A 21,824-nucleotide genomic window follows, 5' to 3' on the forward strand; every position below is an offset into this window, starting at 1 on the left:
GTGAGCCATGTTGACAGTTGCCGCAGCGCGGCCGTTCCCGTACACCTTCGACCCGGCGACCACCGCGCTGCTCGTCATCGACATGCAGCGCGACTTCCTGGAGCCCGGCGGCTTCGGCGAGAGCCTGGGCAACGACGTCGGCCAGCTGCGGCGGACCATCGCGCCGCTGACGGCGCTGCTGGCCGGTGCCCGCGCCGCCGGACTGAGCGTGGTGCACACCCGTGAGGGGCACCTGCCCGACCTCTCCGACTGCCCACCGGCCAAGCTCAACCGGGGCCTGCCGAGCAGGCGGATCGGCGACCCCGGGCCCAAGGGCCGGATCCTCGTCCGGGGCGAGTACGGCCACGACATCGTCGACGAGTTGTCGCCACTGCCCGGCGAGCCGGTCATCGACAAGCCGGGCAAGGGTGCCTTCCACGCCACCGGGCTGGACGCCCTGCTCGCCGAGCGGAAGATCCAGAGTCTCCTGGTCACCGGGGTCACCACCGAGGTGTGTGTGCACACCACGGTCCGGGAGGCAAACGACCGTGGGTACGAGTGCCTCGTGCTCGCCGACTGCGTCGGGTCCTACTTCCCGGAGTTCCACCGGGTGGGGCTCGACATGATCGCCGCCCAGGGCGGCATCTTCGGGTGGGTCGCCGACTCCACGGACGTGCTCGCCGTGCTGCCCACCACCCCTGTGTTGCAACCCTCCTCCTGACCGGGAGCAGCCATGGTCCCCACCAGACCCTCAGTCGTGTCGCTGCCGTACTGGGTGCGCGGCGACACCAACGCGTTCTTCGGTTTCGGCGTCAACGTCCTGGTAAACGTGCTCACCCTGACCGGGCTCTGTCTCTTCGTGGTGAACCTGCCCGAGCGGGAGGTGTTCGGCACGATCCTGCCGGCCCTCGGTATCGCCCTGGTCGCGGGCAACATCTACTACACCCACCTGGCCCGACGGCTGGCCCGGCGGGAGAACCGCTCCGACGTGACAGCCCTGCCGTACGGGCCGAGCGTGCCGCACATGTTCATCGTCATCTTCGTCATCATGCTGCCCATCTACCTCAGCACCGGCGACGCGGTACGCGCCTGGGAGGCGGGGCTGGCCTGGGCCTTCATCATCGGCGTGATCGTGCTGATCGGCGCGTTCGTCGGCCCGTACATCCGCCGCTACACGCCGCGCGCGGCGCTGCTCGGCACCCTCGCCGGCATCTCCATCACCTTCATCTCGATGAACCCGGCGGGCCAGATGTGGCGGCTGGCCTGGATCGCCCTGCCGGTCCTGGCCCTGCTGCTGATCGGCCTGCTGACCGACGTGAAGCTGCCGTTCAACTTCCCGATCGGGCTGGCCGCCCTGCTGCTCGGCACGGCGATCGGCTGGCTCGGCGGGGCGATGTCGGTGCCGGACGTCACCTCGGCGGCCCGGGACATCGCGTTCGCCTTCCCCACCTTCCAACTCGACCTGCTGCTGCGCGGGCTCTCCGACATGGCGCCGCTGCTGGCGACCGCGATCCCGCTGGGTGTCTACAACTTCACCGAAGCGATGACGAACGTGGAGAGCGCGGCCACCGCCGGGGACAACTACAACCTGCGCAGTGTGCTGCTCGCCGACGGGGCCGGCGCGGTCATCGGCTCCGCCCTCGGTTCGCCGTTCCCACCTGCGGTCTACGTCGGCCACCCGGGCTGGAAGGCCGCCGGTGGGCGTACCGGTTACTCGATGGCGACCGGGATCGTCATCGCGCTGCTCTGCTTCCTCGGCATGTTCTCCCTGCTCGGCGCGATCTTCCCGACCGCGGCGATCGTGCCGATCCTGCTCTACATCGGGCTGCTGATCGGTGCCCAGGCGTTCCAGGCGACACCCCGGGCGCACGCCGCGGCGGTGGTGGCGGCCCTGATACCAAACATCGCGGCGTGGGCGACCGGGCAGATGAACAACGCCCTGGCGGCGGCCGGCACCACCGCCGCCGAGGTCGGCGACGAGGCCCTGGCCGGTGCCGGGGTGGTCTACGACGGCCTGCGCATCCTCGGTGAGGGGGCCATCCTCGCCGGTCTGGTGCTGGGCGCGATCGTCGCCTTCATCATCGACAAACGCTTCGTCCAGGCGGCCGTCTTCGCCGCCTCCGGCGCGGTGCTCGCCTTCATCGGTCTGATCCACGGCGAGGAGGTCCAGTGGAACGCCAACGGCCAGGTGGCGCTCGGCTACCTCTTCGTGGCGGTGATCTGCGCGATCTTCGCGCTGGGCAAGTACCCGCCCCGGGTACCCGACCCGGAGGAAGCCGAACTGGACCGACTGCACGGTGGCAACTCCGCGACGCCCCCGGCAGCCGCCGAACCCGCCGCCCCGGCCCCGGCGGCACCCGCCGCCACCGGTGAGCCGGCCGGTGGTGAGAAGCGTGAGCCAGCGGTGAACAGCTGAGCTGACGTCGTCCGGCCGGGCGGCGGCGCGGCGCGCACCAGTCCGCCGCCGCCCGGCCGGTGCGCCACACCTGCCGTCCCACCCGTCCAGAAAGGACCCACCGCATGGAGATCGACCGGACGGACGTGGTCGCCGAGGTGACGGCGGCCTTCCTCGGCTACGAGCAGGCGCTGATGGACGGGGACGCCGAACGGATCTGCGGACACTTCTGGGACTCCGAGGCCACGGTGCGCTTCGGCCTCGCCGACCACCAGTACGGGCTCGACGAGCAGCGCAAGTGGCGGGCCGTGCAACCACCGCTGCCGCCCGGCCGCCGACTTGTCGACACGGTGGTCACCGCCTTCGGCGCGGACCTCGCGGTCGTCACCACCCGGTTCGGGTACGCCGGCGGCGCCACCACCGGCCGGCAGAGCCAGACGTGGGTACGCCTACCGGAGGGCTGGCGCATCGTCACCGCCCACGTCTCCGAACCGCTGCGTTCCGACGCCGGATGACGGTGCGTCAGACCCGGTCGCGTACGTCCCAGAGCCAGACGTCGTCGACGCGCTGCGGGTCGCCGAGCAGCGCGGTCAGCAGTTCCCGCAGCACCGGCTCGCGGGGATGCGCGCCGAGCACCACCACCGACGCCCGCCAGAAGCGCACGTCCTCCAGCGCCTGCCGACGGTTCTCGTCGGTCAGCTCGGGCAGCTCTCCGGTGTCGATGGTGCGGTAGATGAGCGTGCTGGTGGGCCGGTTCGGTGCGCCGAAGACGCCCTCGCCGTCCAGGTTGGGGCCGATGAAATAGCCGGCCGGGATCGGGAACTCGTGCCCGGTCAGCGCGCTCCACCGCAACGTGGACAGGCCGTGCACATTGCTCGGGATGGGCACCGGCACCAGCGTGCGACCGTCCGGCACGTACGGCCGCCAGGCGCCGGAGGTGATGAAGGTCGGCGGCGGGTCGACCGGCTCGGCCGGTAGCGGCGTGGGCAGCAGCGGCAGCACCGCGAGGGTGATCGCGGCGTACCCGACGATGTGCTGCCAGCGCGGGCGCCGCCGGGCGGGGGCCGCCCCCTCCGGGGCGCGGGGAGCCGGCACCGGCGGTCGGTGGCTGCCGGCCACCGCGTCCCAGGCCAGTGCCAGCAGTACGCCGAGCGCGGCGGTGGTCACCAGGGTCAGCCGGGTCGGCATCATCATCTCGACAAGCGGCAGGTCCTCCGGAATGTACGACCACGGGCCGGCGATGCCGGTCAGTTCGCCGTTGAACCGGATCTCCGGGCCGAGCGCGGCGATCGAGAAGAGCACCACCAGCACGGCCAGGATGCGGGCCACCAGCGAGCGGCGGACCAGCAGGACCAGGGCCACCACCGACAGCAGCACCAGCGGCCAGCCGAACCAGGTGTTCTGCTCGGTCATGCCGATTGTCGCCTCCACCGCCTCGTCACCGGCGATGGTGTCGCGGGGGAAGGTGACGAAGGCGGCGATGTCCTCGCCCCAACTGTGGAACACCCCGCCCTGGAGTCCCCGGTAGGACTGCGGGCCGTTGAACTGGAACCAGATCGGGTACGCGGTCAACAGCAGCGCCACCCCACCGCCGAGGCCGAGCCCGGCCGCGAACGTGCCCGCCCGCGCCCATGCCAGGCGGGGACGCATCGCCGCGTACGCGATCACGACGACCAGGCAGGCCATCGCCGTGAGCAGCAGCATCTCCTCGTTGATGAAGATCTGGTACGCCACCAGCAGCCCCAGTACCAGCCCGTTGCGCCGCCAGCGGCCCGGCTCGACCAGCCGGAACACCCGCACCACGATCAGTGGCAGCAGGAAGTTGGAGACGAAGTTGGGCTGGCCGTTGGCGTGGTGCACGATGCCGGGGGCGAAACCGAGGAACGCGCCGCCGACGAAGGCCGCCGCCCGGGAGCGCACCAGGTGCCGCGACAGCACCCAGTAGGAGGTGCCCGCGGTGGCGGCCAGCGCCCCGCCGAGATAGAGGGCGTAGACCACCTGGGGGCCGAGCAGCAGGGTGAGCGGCGCCAACGGCAGGGTCACCCCGAGCAGCGAGGTGTTGGCCATCATGTTCACCCCGTCCGGGGCGTTCTGCCGCGCGGTGAACAGGGGGTTCTCCAGGTGCTGCACTGAGTACGCACCGTGCGCGAAGAGCCACTCGAACCAGCTGTGATCGGTGGGCAGATGGGACGACACCCGGTTGTTCACGTCCGCCCAGTAGTTCAGGCAGACGATGACGCCGAGCAGCACGTAGGCTCCGATGGCCAGCGCGTCGGCGCGCGTCGGCCGCCGCCGGGGACGGGTTGTCGTTGATCGCGTCTCGACGGAATCGGAGACGGAGTTCAGCGAGGGATTCACCACCGGCACAGCCACGACGGGCCATCGTACAGGCGGAACCCCGCCCGCCCGCCGCGCGTCTGGTGTGTGTCAGGGGAGGACAAGCGTGACGTTGATCGACCTCGGTGAACTCACCGAGCTGACCGATCCGCCAGCGCCGCGCCGACGCCCCCGGCCGGCTGGCCGCCGGGTGGCGGCGGTGGTGATGGCGCTGGTAGCGCTGCTCACCCTGGCGGGTGCCACACCACCGGCCAGGCGGATCCACGCGATCGTGCCCGCCGCTCTGGGCAGCGACCTGTTCCTCACCGCGGATCAGATTTTCACCGTCGCCCCGCTGCCCGGGGTCACCGACGGCAGCCAGGAACTCCTCGCCTACCCGCGCCCCGATCGGGCCACCGTCACGCCGCAGCGACTGGTGCCGCAGTGGCGGACACCCGTGTCACCGCAGAACCGGGTCTACCGGGTGCAGCCCGTCACCGACGGCGGGATCCTGGTCGCCACGGCCCGGCCGGACACCGGCACGAGCGAGACCGCGCGACTCGACGCGCGCACCGGCCAGGAGCGCTGGCGGGTGCCCGGTGTCGCGATCATGGAGATGTCCGACCGGGCACTGCTGCGCACGTACAGCGACAGTGCGCCGAACGTCCTCCGGATGATCGACCTGGCGACCGCCCGGGAGTTGTGGTCGATGCCGTTGTCGGCGGCCAGTGTCGACCACTGGCAGCGGGACGACGGCACGCTCGACTCCATCGTCGTGGCCACGATCGACGGCGAGGTCCAGGTGGTCGACCCGCTGACCGGGACGGTACGGCACCGCCTTCCCCCGCCCGCCGACCATTCGAGCAGCTACCAGCAGGCGTGGGTGACCGGTGAGATGGTGACGGTGGTACGCAACTCCAGCACCGTCGTCGCGCTCACCATCGACGGTCTGGTCGAGCGCTGGCAGGTGACCGTGCCGACGGCTACCTACGTCACCGTCTGCGGGCCGATGCTCTGCGCGGGACTGGCCGGCGGCGGGTTGCAGGTTCTCGACCCGGCCACCGGGGCGGTGCGGTGGGGCAGCGAGGAGATCCTCGACCTCGCGCTCGTCGATGGTCGCAACGCCCTCGCGGTGGCCAGGAACACCAACGAGATCGTCACGATCGCCCTGTCCTCCGGTGCGCTGGTGGCCGAGCACGGGTCGTGGAACATGGTCGCCCGCTACGAGTACGCCCCGCAGGTGCTCGCGGTGCGTCCGGTGGCCGAGGTGGGTCTGGTGCTGGCCCGGCTCGACCCGACTGGCGCACCGGCCCGCCGGATCGATCTGCTGCCGGACGCCGGCGGTGACTGCCAGAGCCGGTACGACCTGGTCGCCTGCCGCCTGCTCGACGGTCGTTACGGCATCTGGCAACTGCCCGGCTGACCCGCTCCGGCACGGGCGGCCTGGCTCTGTCCCGGCCGGTCGGGTCCGCACCCGTCACAGGCGGCTTGGTCGGCGACGTTACTTTGTCGGTGGTCGGCGGGCGGAAAAGGGGCGGGCATGCGGGTACTGGTGGTCGAGGACGAGCGCAACCTCGCCGACGCGATAGCGCGGGGCCTGCGCAAACGCGGCATCGCTGTGGACGTCGCGTACGACGGCGACAGCGGTCACGAGATGGCTTTCGTGACCCGTTACGACGTGGTGGTGCTCGACCGTGACCTGCCCGGCATGCACGGTGACCAGATCTGCGCGGAGCTGGCCGCGTCGGGCGCACTGACCCGGGTGCTGATGTTGACCGCCAGCGGCACGGTCGCCGACCGGGTGGAGGGCTTGCAGCTCGGTGCCGACGACTACCTGCCCAAGCCGTTCGCCTTTGACGAACTGGTCGCCCGGGTGCAGGCACTGGGCCGACGGGCCACCCCGGCGGCGCCGCCGGTGCTGGAGGTCGCCGACCTGGTGGTCGACCCGGCACGCCGCACGGCCACCCGGGGCGGGGTGCCGGTGGAGCTGACGAACAAGGAGTTCGGGGTGCTCTGCGAACTGCTCAAGGCCCGGGGTGCGGTGGTCTCCAGCGAGGAACTGCTGGAACGCGTCTGGGACGCCAACACCGACCCGTTCACCACTATCGTCCGGGTCACCGTGATGACGCTGCGGCGCAAGCTCGGTGACCCACCCTTGATCGAGACGGTGGTCGGTGCCGGCTACCGGACGGCCGAGGTGGTGGCGTGAGCCGCCCGGCGAACCGGCGGCTGCCCGTCCTGCGCCGGCCCTCGCTGCGGCTACGTCCCACGCTGCGGCTGCGGCTGACCCTGCTCAACGGCGTGCTGCTGGTGGGCGCCGGTGCGATCCTGGTGCTGCTGGCCTGGCTGCTGGTGCGCGACGCGCTGCGCCCCACCGACGAGCTGCTGCCCGGCGCCACAGTGGTGCTCGCCGACGGAAGCACGCTGGACGCCGCCGCATGGCAGCAGCGGCTCGTCGACTCGGCCTCCGGGGAACTCCTGGCCAAGGGGCTGGCCGCGCTGCTGGCGATCGGCATGGTCGGCGTGGTCGGGGCGTACGCGGTCGCCGGCCGGGCGCTGCGTCCACTGCACCAGGTCACCGCGACCGCCCGCCGGCTCGGCGAGACCACGCTGGACCAGCGGATCGGCTACTCCGGGGCAGACGACGAGGTGGCTGAGTTGGCCGACACGTTCGACGCCATGCTGGACCGGATCGCCGCCGCGTTCGAGGCGCAGAAGCGGTTCGTGGCCAACGCCTCGCATGAGCTGCGTACGCCGCTGGCGGTGATGCGTACCGAGATCGACGTGACGCTCAGCGACGATGAGGCGGACACGGCCGAGTACCGCCGGATGGCGACAGTGGTCCGCGACGCCTCCGAGCGCGCAAACGGTCTGGTCGACGCGCTGCTGGTGCTGGCGCGCAGCGAGGCGCAGACCGGCCAACGGCTCGGCCGGCGCAGCGAGTTCGACCTGGCCGCCGGAACAGTCAACGCGCTCTCCGCCGTACGCCGGGAGGTGGAGCGGATCAAGCTGGCGGTCCAGACGTCCCTGGAGCCGGCGCCGGTGGTGGGCGATCCCGGGCTGCTGGACCGGCTGGCCGGCAACCTGATCGAGAACGCGGTCCGCTACAACCACCTGCACGGCCGGCTCTGGGTGCGGACCGGATCGGACGGGCAGCGGTCCTGGCTGGTGGTCGGCAACACCGGCTTCGAGGTGGACCCGGCCGACGTGCCGGGGCTGTTCGAGCCCTTCCGGCGGGGCGGCCGGGAGCGAACCGGGGCACGCGGATCGGGCCTGGGGCTGTCCATCGTGCGCGCGGTCTGCGACGCCCACTGCGGCACGGTGACCGCCATCGCGCAGCCCGGCGGCGGCCTGGAGGTGACCGTCAGCCTGCCGGCTGCGGAAGCCGCCCGGTGACACATGATCGCCTCGGGCGAGCTGCGGACGCTGCCGAGGGGCGGCCGTCAGGATGCCGCAGGACATGACGGTGGTCGGCTTCGGCAATGAGCCGCTTTCCCGGTAGGCCACCCGCAATTCGCCGGTGGATGACTCTCCGTGCTATCTACGCTGTGTGACCATATCGCCCCGGTTCGGCTATGCCACCTCGCGTGCTTTGCTCTGCTTCAACCCACGCAATGGTCGGTGAACAGCGGCGATGCGGTAGATGAGAATCGGCTATCGGCCGAGCTTGGACACCGAGCGTGACCGTTGCGTCAGTTGAAGCAGAGCAAAGGGGTGGGGCACCAGAGGACAGGACAGGTTGGATGGACACGGAAGGTGACGCCCGAGGGTCTCCTGCCCGTGGATCAAGTCCGGATGGTTGCTCCCGGGGGCGTGGCAATGCGATGATCACGACGTCAGCCCGATCAAGGAGGGGGGTGCGTCGATGTTCACCATGATGCTGTCCGCGCCCCGCCTTGCCGGCTGACCGCTCATCCTCGCGGGGCACCGGTAGTGGGATCGCTGTCCCGCCACTCAGCGGACCAGACACGCCAGTTCTGACTGCCCCGACGTCCGTGCCCGCCGGGCCGCCTCCGACCCCGCCATGCCGTGTCGTGCCTTTCGCAGGCGCGCCGGCCCTGGTGGTCTGTCGGCCGGTAGCCGACAGGGCTGCGACGCCGGTGGCGAACACCACGAGGGACGACACATGAGCGCACGGATCCACAACATCGGAATCGACTGTCACGACACGTACGCCCTGGCCGGTTTCTGGGCCCAGGTCTTCGAGTGCCCCCGCCAGCCGGACGACTTCCCGGGCGACCCGGAGGCCATGCTGCTGCCGCCGGGCGGTCCGGAGGTGCTCTTCCTGGCGGTGCCCGAGGGCAAGACGGTGAAGAACCGGCTGCACCTCGACCTGGAACCCACCGACCGGACCCGGGACGAGGAGGTCGAGCGGCTGCTCGGCATCGGGGCGCGGCACATCGCCGACCACATCGGGCCGACCGGTGCCGGTTGGGTGGTGCTCGCCGACCCGGAGGGCAACGAGTTCTGCGTACTGCGGAGCGCCGCCGAGAAGGCGGCAGCCCGGCAGGCGGCGGAGGGAACCGTGACGGACGCCTGAGCGAAACGACGCCACGACATCGGAGCGGCGGGGTGCCGCCGCTCCGATGTCTGCGTACGGTCAGCGACCGATACCGTCCAACGCGGCGACGTCCTCGGCGGGCAACGAGAGCCCTGCGCCGACGATGTTCTCCCGCAGGTGTGCCACCTTCGACGTACCGGGAATCAGCAGGATGTTCGGTGAGCGCTGCACCAGCCAGGCGAGGGCGACGGACATCGGTGTCGACCCCGCCCGGGCGGCGACGGCCGAGAGCGCCTCGGACTGCACCGGCGAGAAGCCGCCGAGCGGGAAGAACGGCACGTAGGCGATGCCGTCGGCGGCGAGTTGCTCGATGAGGCCGTCGTCGTGGCGGTGAGCGAGGTTGTACATGTTCTGCACGCACACGACGGGGGCGACGGCCCGGGCCTCGGCGATCTGCGCCGCGGTGACGTTGCTGACGCCGAGGTGACGGATCAGGCCCTCCTGCTGGAGCGCGGCGAGCGTCTCGAACGCCTCGGTGATCGAGCCGGGCTGGGGGCCTTCGGCGTCACCCATGCGCATGTTGACCAGATCGAGGGTCTCGACCCCGAGGGAGCGCAGGTTCTGGTGGACCTGCTCGCGCAGATCCTCCGGCCGGCGGGCCGTCGGCCAGCCGCCCTGTGCGTCGCGGTTCGCCCCCACCTTCGTGGCGATGACAAGTGACTCCGGGTAAGGGTGCAGTGCTTCGCGGATCAGCTCGTTCGTGACCCGGGGCCCGTAGGCGTCGCTCGTGTCGATGTGGGTGATTCCCTGGTCGACCGCTTCGCGCAGCACGGCCAGGGCGCCGTCGCGATCGGCGGGCGGACCCATCACCCAGGGGCCGGCGAGTTGCATGGCGCCGTACCCGAATCGGGTGATGGTCCGATCGCCGAGTGGCCAGGTGCCGCCGGGAAGAGAAGGGGTAGTGCTCATCATGTCGCTTCCGTCGCTGGTGAGAGGGTGGCGCGTTTCGCTTGCCTGGCTCAGTCTTGGAGAGAAACTTTCCAACGGGAAGTAGGCACTTCGAAGTGCGTAACCCACCCAGCAGCAAGAGAGGCGATCAGTGACGACGACGAAAGCGGCTCAGCGGCAGGCGCAGGCCAGGGAGGAGTACAACGCGTTCCTCGCGGTCTGCCCCAGCCGTCAGCTGCTCGACCGGATCTCGGACAAGTGGGTCGTGCTGATCCTGTGCGCGTTGGGCGGTGATGCCGCTCAGCGACCCGACGCGTCGGACGCGCCGAGAGCGATGCGCTACTCCGAGCTTGCCCGCCTGCTGGCCGGTGTCAGTCAGAAGATGCTGACCCAGACCCTGCGCTCGCTGGAGCGCGACGGCCTGCTCACCCGTACCGTGACGCCGACCGTCCCGGTCACCGTCACCTACGAGCTGACCGACCTCGGTCTCTCGCTGCACCGCACGACCCGCGAGATCAGGTACTGGGCCCAGGCACACATGGGCGAGGTTCTCGCGCACCGCGACGACTACGACGCCTCCTGACGCGGCACCGGCCAGACTCCATCGACCCCTCCGGGGCACGCGCCCCGGAGCGACCGGCAACAGGGCTGGCGGGGTCACGGCCGGCCCTGTTGCCGGCCCTGCTCACTCGCGTTGCTGGACCTGGCCGCGGATGGTGACGAACTCGGCCTGGGCGTCGGCGCGGGACGAGAAGAACATCACGATCAGGCCGACGCTGCCCCGGTCGGCCCAGGTGCAGATGCCCAGCGGGACACCCTCCGACCCGCCGTCACCGCACCTGGCCTCGCCGCCGAGCGGACCCGGATCGACCGGTGTCATGTTGCTGAGGTCCAGGTCGGCGGAGAGGCTCTGGACCGCCGCGTCGAGTTCCTGCTTGGGGTCGGACATCAGGCCGGACGCGCCCGCGATCATGACGAGGTCCTCGTCGGCCGGATCACCGTAGAAGGCGCCCACCGCGCTTGTCTCGTTGGTGACCGTCGACCGGATGTCGCGGACGATGTCGTCCGCCGCCTGCTGCAACTCCGGGTCCGTGATCTTGGGCCGGCCGGCCAGGGTGTCCGGCGCGACCATCCGGGTCCGGGTGGCGTCCACGGCCTCGGTGACATCGTCCTTGACCACGAACCAGATGGCGGTGCCGCCGCCAACACAGAGCACCAGCAGGACCGCGAAGACGATCAGCACGATCTTCACGACCCCGAACTTCTTCTTCGGCGGCCCGGCCGGCCCCGGACCGGTGGGCGCTGGGCCGGTGGCGTACTGCTGACCGGGCGGAGGCAGGTCGCCGGGCGGCGGGTAGGTTCCGGGTGATGCCGGGTAGCCGCCGGGCTGCGGCGCCGACTGGGCGCCGGCCGACGGGTACGGCGTGGCACCAGGTTGGGGCTGCGTGGGGCCGGTGTTCGGGTACGCGCCCGGCGGCGGGTACGGCCCGGCGGCCGGCGGGTTCTGGTGCTCGTCCGGGGGGTGGGACATCCTGTCAGCTCCTGGTCTCGGGTGGACCGGTCATCGTAGCCAGGTGCTTCACCCGCACCCTCGGCACCGAACGCGATCGCGGTGGCCACCCTCGTCGGGGTGACCACCGCGATCGGTGTCGTCAGGCCCGTCTCAGCCGGCCAGGCTGGCCGCGCCGCGCGGCAGGAACCGCTTGCCGGTGACCCGCTCGCTGGTGCCGGTCCGATCCAGGTACGGCGTGACGCCGCCCAGGTGGAACGGCCAACCGGCACCGAGGATCATGCACAGGTCGATGTCCTGCGCCTCGGCGACGACGCCCTCGTCGAGCATCAGCCGGATCTCCTGCGCCAGCGCGTCCAGCGCGTTCTGGCGTACCTGCTCCTCGGTGAGCGGCTCGTCGCCGACCACCAGCAGCTTCGCCACCTCGGCGTTGATCTCGTCGTCGACGACGATCGGTTGACCGGAGTCGGCGATCCGCTTGAGGTTCTCACTGACGCCGAACCGGTCCGGGAACGCGGCGTGCAGGGTGCCGCCGACGTGGTACGCGACGGCCGGCCCGACCAGCTGGAGCAGGGCGAGAGGGCGCATCGGCAGACCCAGCGGGTCCAGTGCGCGGTTCGCCACCTCCAGCGGGGTGCCGGCGTCGACGGCGGCGAACACGGTGCCCAGGAAGCGGGTGAGCAGCCGGTTCACCACGAACGCCGGGGCGTCCTTCACCAGCACGCTCGACTTCTTCAGCTGCTTGCCGACCGCGAACGCGGTGGCCAGGGTGGCGTCGTCGGTCCGCTCGCCCCGCACGATCTCCAGCAGCGGCAGTACCGCGACCGGGTTGAAGAAGTGGAAGCCGACGACCCGCTCCGGGTGCTCCAGCTCCGCGGCCATCTCCGTGATCGACAACGACGAGGTGTTGGTGGCGAGCACCGCCTCCGGCTTGACGATCTTCTCCAGTTCGGCCCAGACCTGCTTCTTGACGCTCAGGTCCTCGAATACCGCTTCGATGACGAAGTCGGCGTCGGCGAAGACGGACTTGTCGACCGAGCCGGACACCAGGCCGTACAGCTTCGCGGCGGTGCCCTTGTCCATCCGGCCCTTGCTCACCGCCTTCTCGATCTGGGTGTGCACGTAGCCCACGCCCTTGTCGACCCGGCCCTGGTCCAGGTCGGTGAGCACGACAGGCACCTGGAGGCGGCGGGCGAACAGCAGCGCCAACTGGCTGGCCATCAGGCCGGCGCCGACGATGCCGACCTTGGTCACCGGCCGGGCCAGGCCCTTGTCCGGCGCGCCGGCCGGCCGCTTGGCCCGCCGCTGCACCAGGTCGAAGGCGTACAGGCCGCTGCGCAGTTCCTCGGAGAAGACCAGGTCGGCCAGGGCCTCGTCCTCGGCGGCGGTGCCGGTGGCGAAGTCGGCGTCCTTCGCCGTCTCCAGCAGGTCGAGCGCCTGGTACGCGGCCGGTACCGCGCCGTGCAGCCGCTGGTCCAGCGTCTGCCGGGCGAAGTAGAGCACGCCCGCCCACATGTCCTTGTCGACCTCGGGCCGGGTCACCTCGACCTCGCCCCGGACGACACCGGCGGCCCACTCCAGGGACCGCTCCAGGAAGTCGGCCGGTTCCAGCAGCACGTCCGCGATGCCCAGCTCGGCGGCCTGCTTCGGCTTGAGCATCTTGTTCTGCATCAGCGGGTTCTGGATGATCACCTGGGTGGCTGCCGGGATGCCGATCAGGTTCGGCAGCAGCTGGGTGCCACCCCAACCGGGGATCAGGCCGAGGGAGACCTCGGGCAGCGCCAGGGCCGCCGCGCCGGCCGACAGGGTCCGGTAGTGGCAGTGCAGGGCCAGTTCCAGACCGCCGCCCATCGCCGCGCCGTTGACGAAGGCGAAGGTCGGTACCGAGCTGTCCTTGAGCCGGGCGAAGACCCGGTGACCCAGCCGGCCGATCTCCAGCGCCTGCTCGCGGTCCGCGAGCTGGGGCAGGCCGGTGATGTCCGCGCCGACACAGAAGATGTACGGCTTCCCGGTGACCGCGATGAACGCCGGGTCGGCCGCGAGCGCGGCGCTTATCGCCTCGTCCAGGCTGGTCAGGCCGGCCGGGCCGAAGGTGTTCGGCTTGGTGTGGTCGAATCCGTTGTCCAGGGTGATCAGGGCGGCCGGACGGTCCAGCCCCGGTACGTTCACCTGCCGCAGCAGCGCCCTGGTGACGACCTCGTTCGGTGCGGTGAGGCTCACTTGTCTCCACCCTCCTGCGCGGACCCGGTCCAGTGCGGGTTTTCCCAGATGACCGTGCCGCCCATGCCGATGCCGATGCACATGGCGGTGAGGCCGTAGCGGACCTCCGGGTGCTCGGCGAACTGCCGGGCGAGCTGGGTCATCAGCCGTACGCCGGAGGAGGCGAGCGGGTGCCCGATGGCGATCGCGCCGCCCCACGGGTTGACCCGCGGGTCGTCGTCGGCGATGCCGAAGTGGTCGAGGAAGGCGAGCACCTGCACGGCGAACGCCTCGTTCAGCTCGAACAGGCCGATGTCGTCGATGGTCAGGCCGGCGATGCGTAGCGCCTTCTCGGTCGACGGGATCGGGCCGACCCCCATCACCTCCGGCTCGACGCCGACGAAGCCGTACGACACCAGCCGCATCGCGACCGGCAGGCCCAGCTCGCGGGCGGTGGCCTCGTCGGCGAGCAGGCTGGCGGTGGCGCCGTCGTTGAGACCGGCCGCGTTGCCCGCGGTGACCTTGCCGTGCGGGCGGAACGGGGTCTTCAGGGTGGCGAGCTTCTCCATCGAGGTGTCCCGGGGAGCCTCGTCGACCGTGGCCAGGCCCCAGCCGGTCTCCGGGTCGCGGATCGCCACCGGGACCAGATCGTCCTGGAGCTTGCCGTTGGCGTACGCCTTGGCGGTCTTCTGCTGCGAGGCGAGGGCGAACGCGTCGGTGCGCTGCTTGGTGATGTGCGGTACCCGGTCGTGCAGGTTCTCTGCGGTGGAGCCCATCACCAGCGCGGACGGGTCGACAAGCTTCTCGGCGACGATGCGCGGGTTCGGGTCGACACCCTCACCCATCGGGTGCCGGCCCATGTGCTCGACGCCACCGGCGATCGCGATGTCGTAGGCGCCCATGGCGATGCCGCCGGCCACGGTGGTCACAGCGGTCATGGCCCCGGCGCACATCCGGTCGATGGCGAAACCCGGAACCGTCTTGGGTAGGCCGGCCAGCAGCGCGGCGGTACGGCCGATGGTCAGGCCCTGGTCGCCGATCTGGGTGGTGGCGGCGATCGCGACCTCCTCGACCCGCTCCGGCGGCAGTTGAGGGTTACGGCGCAGCAGTTCGCGAATGCAGCGGATCACCAGGTCGTCGGCGCGGGTGTTGGCGTACATGCCACCCGCCTTGCCGAAGGGGGTGCGGACGCCGTCGACGAAGACGACATCCCGGACTTCACGGGGCACGATGAGCCTCCTATTCGACCACGATCCGGTCGTCCGCGCCTGGGGCGCACGACGAACCGGACGAAGGTCGCCAGCACTGGCGTTTCCCCGATGCTACTCGCCAGTAATAACCCCCGCGCCACCTCCCCCTGTAACCCACCCCACACTCCACCACCCCACCCCACCCCTCACCCGCCGCCCACTGCGGTGATCAAGAAGTTTGCGTCAGCCGCACGGCGTGTCGCCGACGCAAACCTCTTGATCACCGCAGCGGGGCGGGGCGGGGCGGGGGGTGGGGCGGTGGGGTGGTGGGGTGGGGTGGGGTTAGGGGGTGGGGGACAGGGCGGTGGCCAGGTCGGGGAGGAGGAGGGTGATCTGCCATTCGCGGGCGTGGTGGTCGCGCAGGGCCTCGGCGACGGTGACTTCGGTGATCTCCTCGGGGGGTTGCCAGGCGACCCGGCGGATGGTGTCGGGGGAGATCAGGTTCTCCGCGGGCAGGTTGTGCTCGCCGGCCACCCGCAACACCACCTCCCGGCAGCGGGCCAGTCGGGCGGCGGCGGCCGGATCGCGCTCCGCCCACCGGTGCGGTGGCGGCGGGCCCTCCACCGTCGGGGCCACCGGCAGGGCGTCGTCCGGCAACTGCCGCGCGTCGTCGAGCGCCGCCAGCCAGGTACGCGCCAACCGCCGCACCGACCGGCCGCCGAAGCCGGGCAGCGTGAGCAGTGCCTTCTCGTCCCTCGGGTCCAGCTCGGCCGCCGCGACGATCGCCGAGTCGGGCAGCACCCGTCCCGGTGCGGTGTCCCGCCGGGCGGCGATCTGGTCCCGGGCGTACCACAGGGAACGGACCCGGGCCTGCGCCCGCGCGCCACGGACCCGGTGGATTCCGGAGGTCCGTCGCCACGGTTCGGCGCGTACCCGGGGCGGCCGGTCAACGCTGCGCACGAGCGCGGCGAACTCCTCCGCCGCCCACTCGGACTTGCTCTGCCGGGCCAGCTCGGCGTCGAGCGCGTCGCGTAGGTCCGTCAGCAGCTCGACGTCGAGGGCGGCATAGGTCAGCCAGGACTCGGGCAGCGGCCGGCTCGACCAGTCCGCCGCGGAGTGGTGCTTCTCCAGGCTGAACCCGAGCAACTGCTCGGTGAGCGCCGCGAGCCCCACCCGTTCGAAACCGGCCAGCCGCGCCGCCAGCTCGGTGTCGAACAACCGGCGTGGACGCAGCCCCAGCTCCGCGAGGCAGGGCAGGTCCTGGTTCGCCGCGTGCAGCACCCACTCCGCCTCGGCGATCACGGCGTCCAGGGCGCTCAGGTCGGGCAACGGCAGGGGGTCGATCAGGACGGTGCCGGCGCCGGCGCGACGCAACTGTACGAGGTATGCGCGCTGGCTGTACCGGTAGCCGGAGGCACGTTCGGCGTCCAGGGCCACCGGCCCGGCACCGCTGGCGAACCGCGCCACGACCTCGGCGAGTTGCTCCGGGGCGGCGACTGGCTCAGGGGTGCCGTCGCGGGGTGCGGTCAGCGGCACGGACTGGCCGCCGATGGGCTCGGTCCCCGCGTCCGAGGGCTCCGACCGCGCCGATGGCGGGTGCGGTGTGTCGTTTCCCGTACGGCTTGCGGCGGCCCGACGGCGCAGGGGTGGTTCGTCGGTCACCTGACAACCCTAGTGCGCGAGTGGATCGAGTGCCGCGCACCCGCCCTGCCGCGTGTCGGCCGAGGGCGCGCGGCCGGCCTGCCGGGGGCGGCCCACTGCGGGCGGAAGGCCTCAGCCGATCTCGGACGGGGCATGACCAGCCGGTCTCGGGTCGGCCGGTACCGGGTCGGGCAGGCTCAGCCGGTGGCGGCTGGGCGGCGCTCCGGCAGGGCGGTGACGCCGGGCGGCGGCAGACCGGCGGTGGAGGCGAGCAGGGTGCACCAGGCGTACAGGTGCGCGGCGAGATCGACGCCTGTCGGCGTCCACGAGGCGCGGATCTCGACGTCGCCGGCCGCGGGTGGGCCGGCCAGCTCACCGAACCGGGTCGACATCGTCTGCGTGATCGTCCCGCCGATGGCCCGGTATCCCGCGTCCTGGGCGTCGAGAGCGTCGGTGAGCCAGGTCCACCCCACCCCGGGCAGCAGCGGATCGGCGGCGAGGTCGACCTCCAGCTCGGCCGTCACATAGGTGACCAGCCGCAGAGTGCCCTGCCACGCCTCGTGCCCGGCCGGATCGTGCAGCAGGATCAGCCGCCCGGAGGCCACCTCGTCACCGTCGCGCAGCACCGACGCGGAGAGCGCGAAGGAGTAGGGGGCCAGTCGCTGCGGCGCCCCCACCTCCTCCAGCAGGATCTCCGGCCGGGGCGTCGCCGACCGGAGCCCCGCGACCGCGCGGGCGAACGTGTCGGGAAGCGCGATCGGGGGGGCCATGTCCGCAGCCTATTCCGCCGCCCGGGTCGGGGCTGCGAGGCGCGCCGACGATCACCCGGCGCGTACCACGCTCCGGATCCAGGGCCGGTGGAAGGTCAGGTCGGTGTAGATCATCTGCACGCCACAGTACGGCGGCCCAAGTTGCCAGTCCCGACCCAGCCGGCTGGCGCCACCCACGACCGTCCAGACCTGCCCGATCCGGAGCAGCCCCGGGCCGCCACTGTCGCCGAAACAGGCTCCGCCGGGTGCGCCATGGACACAGATCTCGCCAACGGTGATCCGCCCGCCCGCGCACTCCTCAGGCGCTACCACCAGACGGTCCAGCTGCTGCAACCGCTCGGGCAGCGGCCCGCCGAAGGTGGGCGTGGTGGCTCCCCAGCCGAGTTCCCGGATGGTCGCACCGACGGCGGGTGACCGGCCGGCGATCGGGTAGCGCGGCAGCCACACCGGGGCGGCCAGGCGGAGCACGGCGACATCGGCTCCGAGATCATCGCCCGTGTTCCAGTCCCAGGCGGGATGCGGCACGACCTTGGTGACCGCCACGATCCGGCCCCCGGCCGCGTGCTCCGCCGAACCGAGGCGAATGCGCAGTGTCGCGGGGTCGATGGGTGCCGGCACCTCGTCGGTCACGCAGTGCGCGGCGGTGACGACGTGACGCGGGTGGATGAGAACCGCCCCGCAGTGATGGCCGAAGGTGCCTTCCCGGTCGATCTGGAGTGAGGCGATCGGCGGATAGGGCTGGGTGGCGTCCTCGCCACCGATGATCAGTGGAGCCACCGGCTCCGACTCGCTCGCGGCCACGGGCGCGCCGACCGGCGCGAGTCCGACGGCCGAGCCGAGCAGTACGCCGAGCATGCCGGCAGCCAGCCTGCGGGTCCTGTCACCCACTGGTCCTCCCCGCTGAATCCATCGACAGTAATCTTCGAGTGACTCTACTGAAGGCGACCAGACCCGGTGGGCACCCGAGACCTGGCTACGTCACAAAGGCGGCGGTGGGCGCAGGACGTCGATCGGCCGCGTGGCACGATTGCCGCGATGACCACCGACACCACGGGCACCGCCGCCCGAGACGACGAACCCCGCCCCGGCGGGCCCGCCGATTCGCCCTTCGTACGGGCGTGTCGCCGTCGGCCCGTCCCGCACACCCCGGTCTGGTTCATGCGCCAGGCGGGCCGGTCGTTGCCGGAGTACCGCGAGATCCGGGCCAACGTGGCGATGCTGGAGTCGTGTCGCCGGCCCGACCTGGTCACCGAGATCACCCTCCAGCCGGTACGCCGGCACGGGGTGGACGCCGCGATCCTGTTCAGCGACATCGTGGTGCCGGTGGCCGCCGCCGGGATCGACCTGGACATCGTGCCCGGCACCGGGCCGGTGGTGGCCGAACCGGTGCGTACCGCCGCCGACATCGAACGGATCCGGCTGATCGACCGCGACGACGTCAGCTATGTCGACGAGGCGGTCCGGATGCTGGTCAAGGAACTCGGCGACACCCCGCTCATCGGCTTCGCCGGGGCCCCGTTCACGCTGGCCAGCTACCTGGTGGAGGGCGGCCCGTCGCGTACCCACGCCAAGACCAAGGCGCTGATGTACGGCGAGCCCGAGCTGTGGCACACCCTCGCGGGCCGACTGGCCGAGGTGACCCTGGCGTTCCTGCGGGTGCAGATCGAGGCCGGCGTGTCGGCGGTGCAGCTGTTCGACTCGTGGGCCGGTGCGCTCTCCGAGGCCGACTACCGCCGCTTCGTGCTGCCCCACTCGACGAAGGTGCTCGCCGGGCTCGCCGACGCGGGCGTGCCCCGCATCCACTTCGGGGTGGGCACCGCCGAGCTGCTCGGCGCGATGGGCGAGGCCGGGGCCGACGTGGTCGGCGTCGACTGGCGTACGCCGCTGGACGTCGCGACCCGCCGGATCGGGCCGGAGCGGGCCGTGCAGGGCAACCTCGACCCGACCCTGCTGCTGGCCCCGTGGCCAGCGGTGGAGACCGAGGTGCGCCGGATCCTGGAGCAGGGTCGGGCCGCGCCGGGGCACGTGTTCAACCTCGGCCACGGTGTGCTGCCGGAGACCGATCCGGAGGTGCTGACCCGGGTGGTCGCCCTGGTGCACGAGCTGTCCATTCGGCCGGCCGGGCGGGACTGACCGCGATGGCGACGCGGCGGCGGGTGGCGGTGGTCGGCGGCGGCATCGCCGGGCTGGCCGCCGCGGTCCGGTTACGCGACCGTGGCCCCGCCGAGGTCGACATCACCGTGTACGAGCAGTCCGGTGCGCTCGGTGGCAAGCTGCGCACCGGCGAGCTGGCCGGCGGCCCTGTCGAGTTCGGCGCCGAGTCGTTCCTCATGCGTGACCCGGCCGGCGGGGAATCCGCAGCCGTCGCCCTGGTCCGCCGGCTCGGCCTGGCGGGACGGATCGTGCACCCGACCGTCGGGCAGGCGGCGCTCGCCGTCGACGGCGGGCTGCGCCCGATCCCCGGCGGCACGCTCGTCGGCGTACCCGGTGATCTGGCGAAGGTGGCGGCGGTGGCCCGGCCGACCCCGGACGCCGACCGCGACGGCGGTGGGCCGCTGCTCGAACCGGACCAGGACGTCTCCGTGGGCGCACTGGTCCGCGCGCGGTTCGGTGACGAGGTGGTCGACCGGCTTGTCGACCCGATGCTCGGCGGGGTGTACGCGGGCCGCGCCGACGACCTGTCGCTGGTCACCACGATGCCGGCGTTGGCCCGGGCGGCCCGGGTTGAGCACACGCTGCTCGCCGCCGTGCGCACCGCGCAGGCCGCCACTCCGCGCGCTCCCGGTGAGCCGGTCTTCGGCACCCTCGACGGCGGGCTGAGCACCCTGGTCGCCGCGGCGGTGGCCGCCAGCGGCGCGACGATCCGCAGCAACGCGGCGGTGCGCGAACTCATCCCGACCGGCGCCGGTTGGCGGCTGACCGTCGGCCCGACCCGCGACCCCGAGCACGTCGACGTGGACGCGGTGGTGCTGGCGGTGCCGGCCCGGCCGGCGGCCCGGCTGCTCGCCGACCTCGCCCCCGAAGCGGCGAAGGAGATCGGCGGGCTGGACTACGCAAGCGTCGCGCTCGTCACCCTGGCGCTGCCCGAACCGGTGCTGCCGGAACTCTCCGGTTTCCTGGTGCCCTCCACCGAAGGACTGCTGGTGAAGGCGTCCACCTTCTTCACCACCAAGTGGGGGCACCTACGCCGACCGGACGGGCTGGCCCTGGTGCGCGCCTCGGTGGGCCGGTACGGCGACGAGGAGCAACTCCAACGCCCCGACGAGGATCTCGCCGCCACCGTGCACCGGGAGCTGTCGGCGGTGCTGGGCGCGCCGCTGCCCGCGCCGGTCGCCGGGCACGTGCAGCGCTGGGGCGGAGCGTTGCCGCAGTACACCCCCGGTCACCTCGACCGGGTCGTCGCCGCCCGGTCAGCGCTGCGGGCGGCACATCCGACACTGCGGCTGGCCGGCGCCGGCTACGACGGGGTCGGCATCCCGATCTGCGTCCGCTCCGGCGAGACGGCGGCCGAGGAGATCATCACCGCACTGGAAGGATCGGGGAGATGACCGAGCAGACGAACGCCGCCCGACTGAAGGAACTCAACGACACCATCCGCTACACCATGTGGTCGGTGTTCCGGGCCAGCGCGCCGCTGCCGTCGCTGCGTGACAACGTGACGGGCGAGGTCGAGTCGCTGATCGAGGAGCTGGCCGGCAAGGACGTGGTGGTGCGCGGCACCTACGACGTCTCCGGGCTGCGGGCCGACGCCGACCTGATGGTCTGGTGGCACTCCTCGTCCAGTGACGACCTCCAGGACGCGTACCTGCGGTTGCGGCGGACCGCCCTGGGCCGGGCGATGACCCCGGTCTGGTCGCAGATGGCGCTGCACCGGCCGGCCGAGTTCAACAAGAGCCACATCCCGGCGTTCCTGGCCGGCGAGGAGGCCCGCGCCTACCTCTGCGTCTACCCGTTCGTCCGCTCGTACGACTGGTATCTGCTGCCCGACGCCGAGCGGCGGGAACTGCTGGCCGAGCACGGCAAGATGGCCCGTGGCTACCCGGACGTCCGGGCAAACACGGTCGCTTCCTTCGCCCTCGGCGACTACGAGTGGATGCTCGCCTTCGAGGCCGACGAACTGCACCGGATCGTCGACCTGATGCGGGACCTGCGGGCCTCTCGCGCCCGGCTGCACGTCCGCGAGGAGGTTCCCTTCTACACCGGCCGTCGCCGCTCGATCGCCGACATCGTCTCCGCCCTGGCCTGAGCCGGCCCGTCGGCGGCCCCGCCCGGCTCGTCCACCGAGCCGGGCGGGGCCGCGCCTGAGGGAGTGTGGCGCGGCCCCGGCCGGGGTCAGGTGGTGGCGGTGCAGGTGACCGTCGGTGTGTTGGTGCTG

At 71.8% G+C, this 21,824-nt stretch carries 19 protein-coding genes; 11 read left to right on the top strand and 8 right to left on the bottom strand.

What is annotated here, in order from left to right; genetic code table 11:
- Positions 1–7 precede the first annotated feature (7 nt).
- The 3 genes from AB0I71_RS28450 to AB0I71_RS28460 all read left to right on the top strand — a co-directional run bounded on the left by AB0I71_RS28450 (position 8) and on the right by AB0I71_RS28460 (position 2,889).
- On the top strand, positions 8–700 hold the full coding sequence (locus AB0I71_RS28450) for a cysteine hydrolase (RefSeq protein ID WP_357589756.1): 693 nt from the start codon (positions 8–10) through the stop codon (positions 698–700).
- Positions 701–712: 12 nt separating this feature from the next.
- On the top strand, positions 713–2,395 hold the full coding sequence (locus AB0I71_RS28455) for a regulator (RefSeq protein WP_357589758.1): 1,683 nt from the start codon (positions 713–715) through the stop codon (positions 2,393–2,395).
- Between the two features lie 104 nt (positions 2,396–2,499).
- Entirely contained in the window at positions 2,500–2,889 is a 390-nt protein-coding gene (locus AB0I71_RS28460) for an AtzH-like domain-containing protein (RefSeq protein WP_357589760.1), read from the top strand.
- Positions 2,890–2,896: 7 nt separating this feature from the next.
- Here the strand turns inward: AB0I71_RS28460 and AB0I71_RS28465 are convergent, their stop codons facing one another.
- Positions 2,897–4,720 (bottom strand): hypothetical protein, encoded by a 1,824-nt coding sequence (locus AB0I71_RS28465; RefSeq protein ID WP_357589799.1) that lies wholly within the window; start codon positions 4,718–4,720, stop codon positions 2,897–2,899.
- A gap of 97 nt (positions 4,721–4,817) precedes the next feature.
- On the opposite strand from AB0I71_RS28465, the gene AB0I71_RS28470 reads away from it, so the two are divergent.
- The 4 genes from AB0I71_RS28470 (at position 4,818) to AB0I71_RS28485 (ending at position 9,230) form a co-directional block, all read left to right on the top strand.
- Positions 4,818–6,113, top strand: coding sequence for a PQQ-binding-like beta-propeller repeat protein (locus AB0I71_RS28470; RefSeq protein ID WP_357589762.1), 1,296 nt, complete (start codon positions 4,818–4,820; stop codon positions 6,111–6,113).
- A 117-nt stretch (positions 6,114–6,230) separates the two neighbouring features.
- The gene (locus AB0I71_RS28475; protein ID WP_357589764.1) at positions 6,231–6,899 is read left to right on the top strand and encodes a response regulator transcription factor; all 669 of its coding nucleotides are present in this window, start codon (positions 6,231–6,233) and stop codon (positions 6,897–6,899) included.
- A gap of 44 nt (positions 6,900–6,943) precedes the next feature.
- Complete coding sequence (locus AB0I71_RS28480) at positions 6,944–8,086, top strand: HAMP domain-containing sensor histidine kinase (protein WP_357589801.1); 1,143 nt, start codon at positions 6,944–6,946, stop codon at positions 8,084–8,086.
- Positions 8,087–8,816: 730 nt separating this feature from the next.
- On the top strand, positions 8,817–9,230 hold the full coding sequence (locus AB0I71_RS28485; RefSeq protein WP_357589766.1) for a VOC family protein: 414 nt from the start codon (positions 8,817–8,819) through the stop codon (positions 9,228–9,230).
- Between the two features lie 60 nt (positions 9,231–9,290).
- Here AB0I71_RS28485 and AB0I71_RS28490 read toward each other — a convergent pair whose 3' ends face one another.
- On the bottom strand, positions 9,291–10,163 hold the full coding sequence (locus AB0I71_RS28490) for an aldo/keto reductase family oxidoreductase (RefSeq protein WP_357589768.1): 873 nt from the start codon (positions 10,161–10,163) through the stop codon (positions 9,291–9,293).
- Positions 10,164–10,290: 127 nt separating this feature from the next.
- Here AB0I71_RS28490 and AB0I71_RS28495 point away from each other — a divergent pair, with 127 nt between their 5' ends.
- Positions 10,291–10,722 carry a helix-turn-helix domain-containing protein gene (locus AB0I71_RS28495; protein WP_357589770.1) on the top strand — a complete coding sequence of 144 codons (432 nt, stop codon included), beginning with the start codon at positions 10,291–10,293 and terminating at the stop codon, positions 10,720–10,722.
- Positions 10,723–10,824: 102 nt separating this feature from the next.
- Here the strand turns inward: AB0I71_RS28495 and AB0I71_RS28500 are convergent, their stop codons facing one another.
- The 6 genes from AB0I71_RS28500 to AB0I71_RS28525 all read right to left on the bottom strand — a co-directional run bounded on the left by AB0I71_RS28500 (position 10,825) and on the right by AB0I71_RS28525 (position 18,337).
- Positions 10,825–11,670, bottom strand: coding sequence for a hypothetical protein (locus AB0I71_RS28500; RefSeq protein ID WP_357589772.1), 846 nt, complete (start codon positions 11,668–11,670; stop codon positions 10,825–10,827).
- 132 nt (positions 11,671–11,802) lie between these two features.
- Positions 11,803–13,869 carry a 3-hydroxyacyl-CoA dehydrogenase NAD-binding domain-containing protein gene (locus AB0I71_RS28505; protein WP_357589774.1) on the bottom strand — a complete coding sequence of 689 codons (2,067 nt, stop codon included), beginning with the start codon at positions 13,867–13,869 and terminating at the stop codon, positions 11,803–11,805.
- Complete coding sequence (locus AB0I71_RS28510; protein WP_357589776.1) at positions 13,866–15,077, bottom strand: thiolase family protein; 1,212 nt, start codon at positions 15,075–15,077, stop codon at positions 13,866–13,868. The genes AB0I71_RS28505 and AB0I71_RS28510 overlap by 4 nt, the downstream gene beginning before the upstream one ends.
- A 303-nt stretch (positions 15,078–15,380) precedes the next feature.
- Positions 15,381–16,700 (bottom strand): ribonuclease D, encoded by a 1,320-nt coding sequence (locus tag AB0I71_RS28515; protein WP_357589778.1) that lies wholly within the window; start codon positions 16,698–16,700, stop codon positions 15,381–15,383.
- A gap of 176 nt (positions 16,701–16,876) precedes the next feature.
- Positions 16,877–17,449: a DUF3000 domain-containing protein gene (locus AB0I71_RS28520; protein ID WP_357589780.1), complete on the bottom strand. Its 573-nt coding sequence runs from the start codon at positions 17,447–17,449 to the stop codon at positions 16,877–16,879.
- Between the two features lie 51 nt (positions 17,450–17,500).
- Entirely contained in the window at positions 17,501–18,337 is an 837-nt protein-coding gene (locus tag AB0I71_RS28525; RefSeq protein WP_357589782.1) for a serine protease, read from the bottom strand.
- A 147-nt stretch (positions 18,338–18,484) separates the two neighbouring features.
- Here AB0I71_RS28525 and hemE point away from each other — a divergent pair, with 147 nt between their 5' ends.
- From hemE to hemQ, 3 genes are read left to right on the top strand one after another with little or no spacing between them, the layout of a single operon-like run.
- Positions 18,485–19,582 carry a uroporphyrinogen decarboxylase gene (hemE, locus tag AB0I71_RS28530; protein WP_357589784.1) on the top strand — a complete coding sequence of 366 codons (1,098 nt, stop codon included), beginning with the start codon at positions 18,485–18,487 and terminating at the stop codon, positions 19,580–19,582.
- Between the two features lie 5 nt (positions 19,583–19,587).
- Positions 19,588–20,997: a protoporphyrinogen oxidase gene (gene hemG / locus AB0I71_RS28535; protein WP_357589786.1), complete on the top strand. Its 1,410-nt coding sequence runs from the start codon at positions 19,588–19,590 to the stop codon at positions 20,995–20,997.
- Positions 20,994–21,695 carry a hydrogen peroxide-dependent heme synthase gene (gene hemQ / locus AB0I71_RS28540; RefSeq protein ID WP_204011873.1) on the top strand — a complete coding sequence of 234 codons (702 nt, stop codon included), beginning with the start codon at positions 20,994–20,996 and terminating at the stop codon, positions 21,693–21,695. Before hemG ends, hemQ begins: the two co-directional genes overlap by 4 nt.
- The last annotated feature ends 129 nt before the right edge of the window (positions 21,696–21,824 follow it).

It is taken from the genome of Micromonospora sp. NPDC049891, from assembly GCF_040660295.1.
In the GTDB taxonomy this organism is placed as follows: domain Bacteria; phylum Actinomycetota; class Actinomycetes; order Mycobacteriales; family Micromonosporaceae; genus Micromonospora.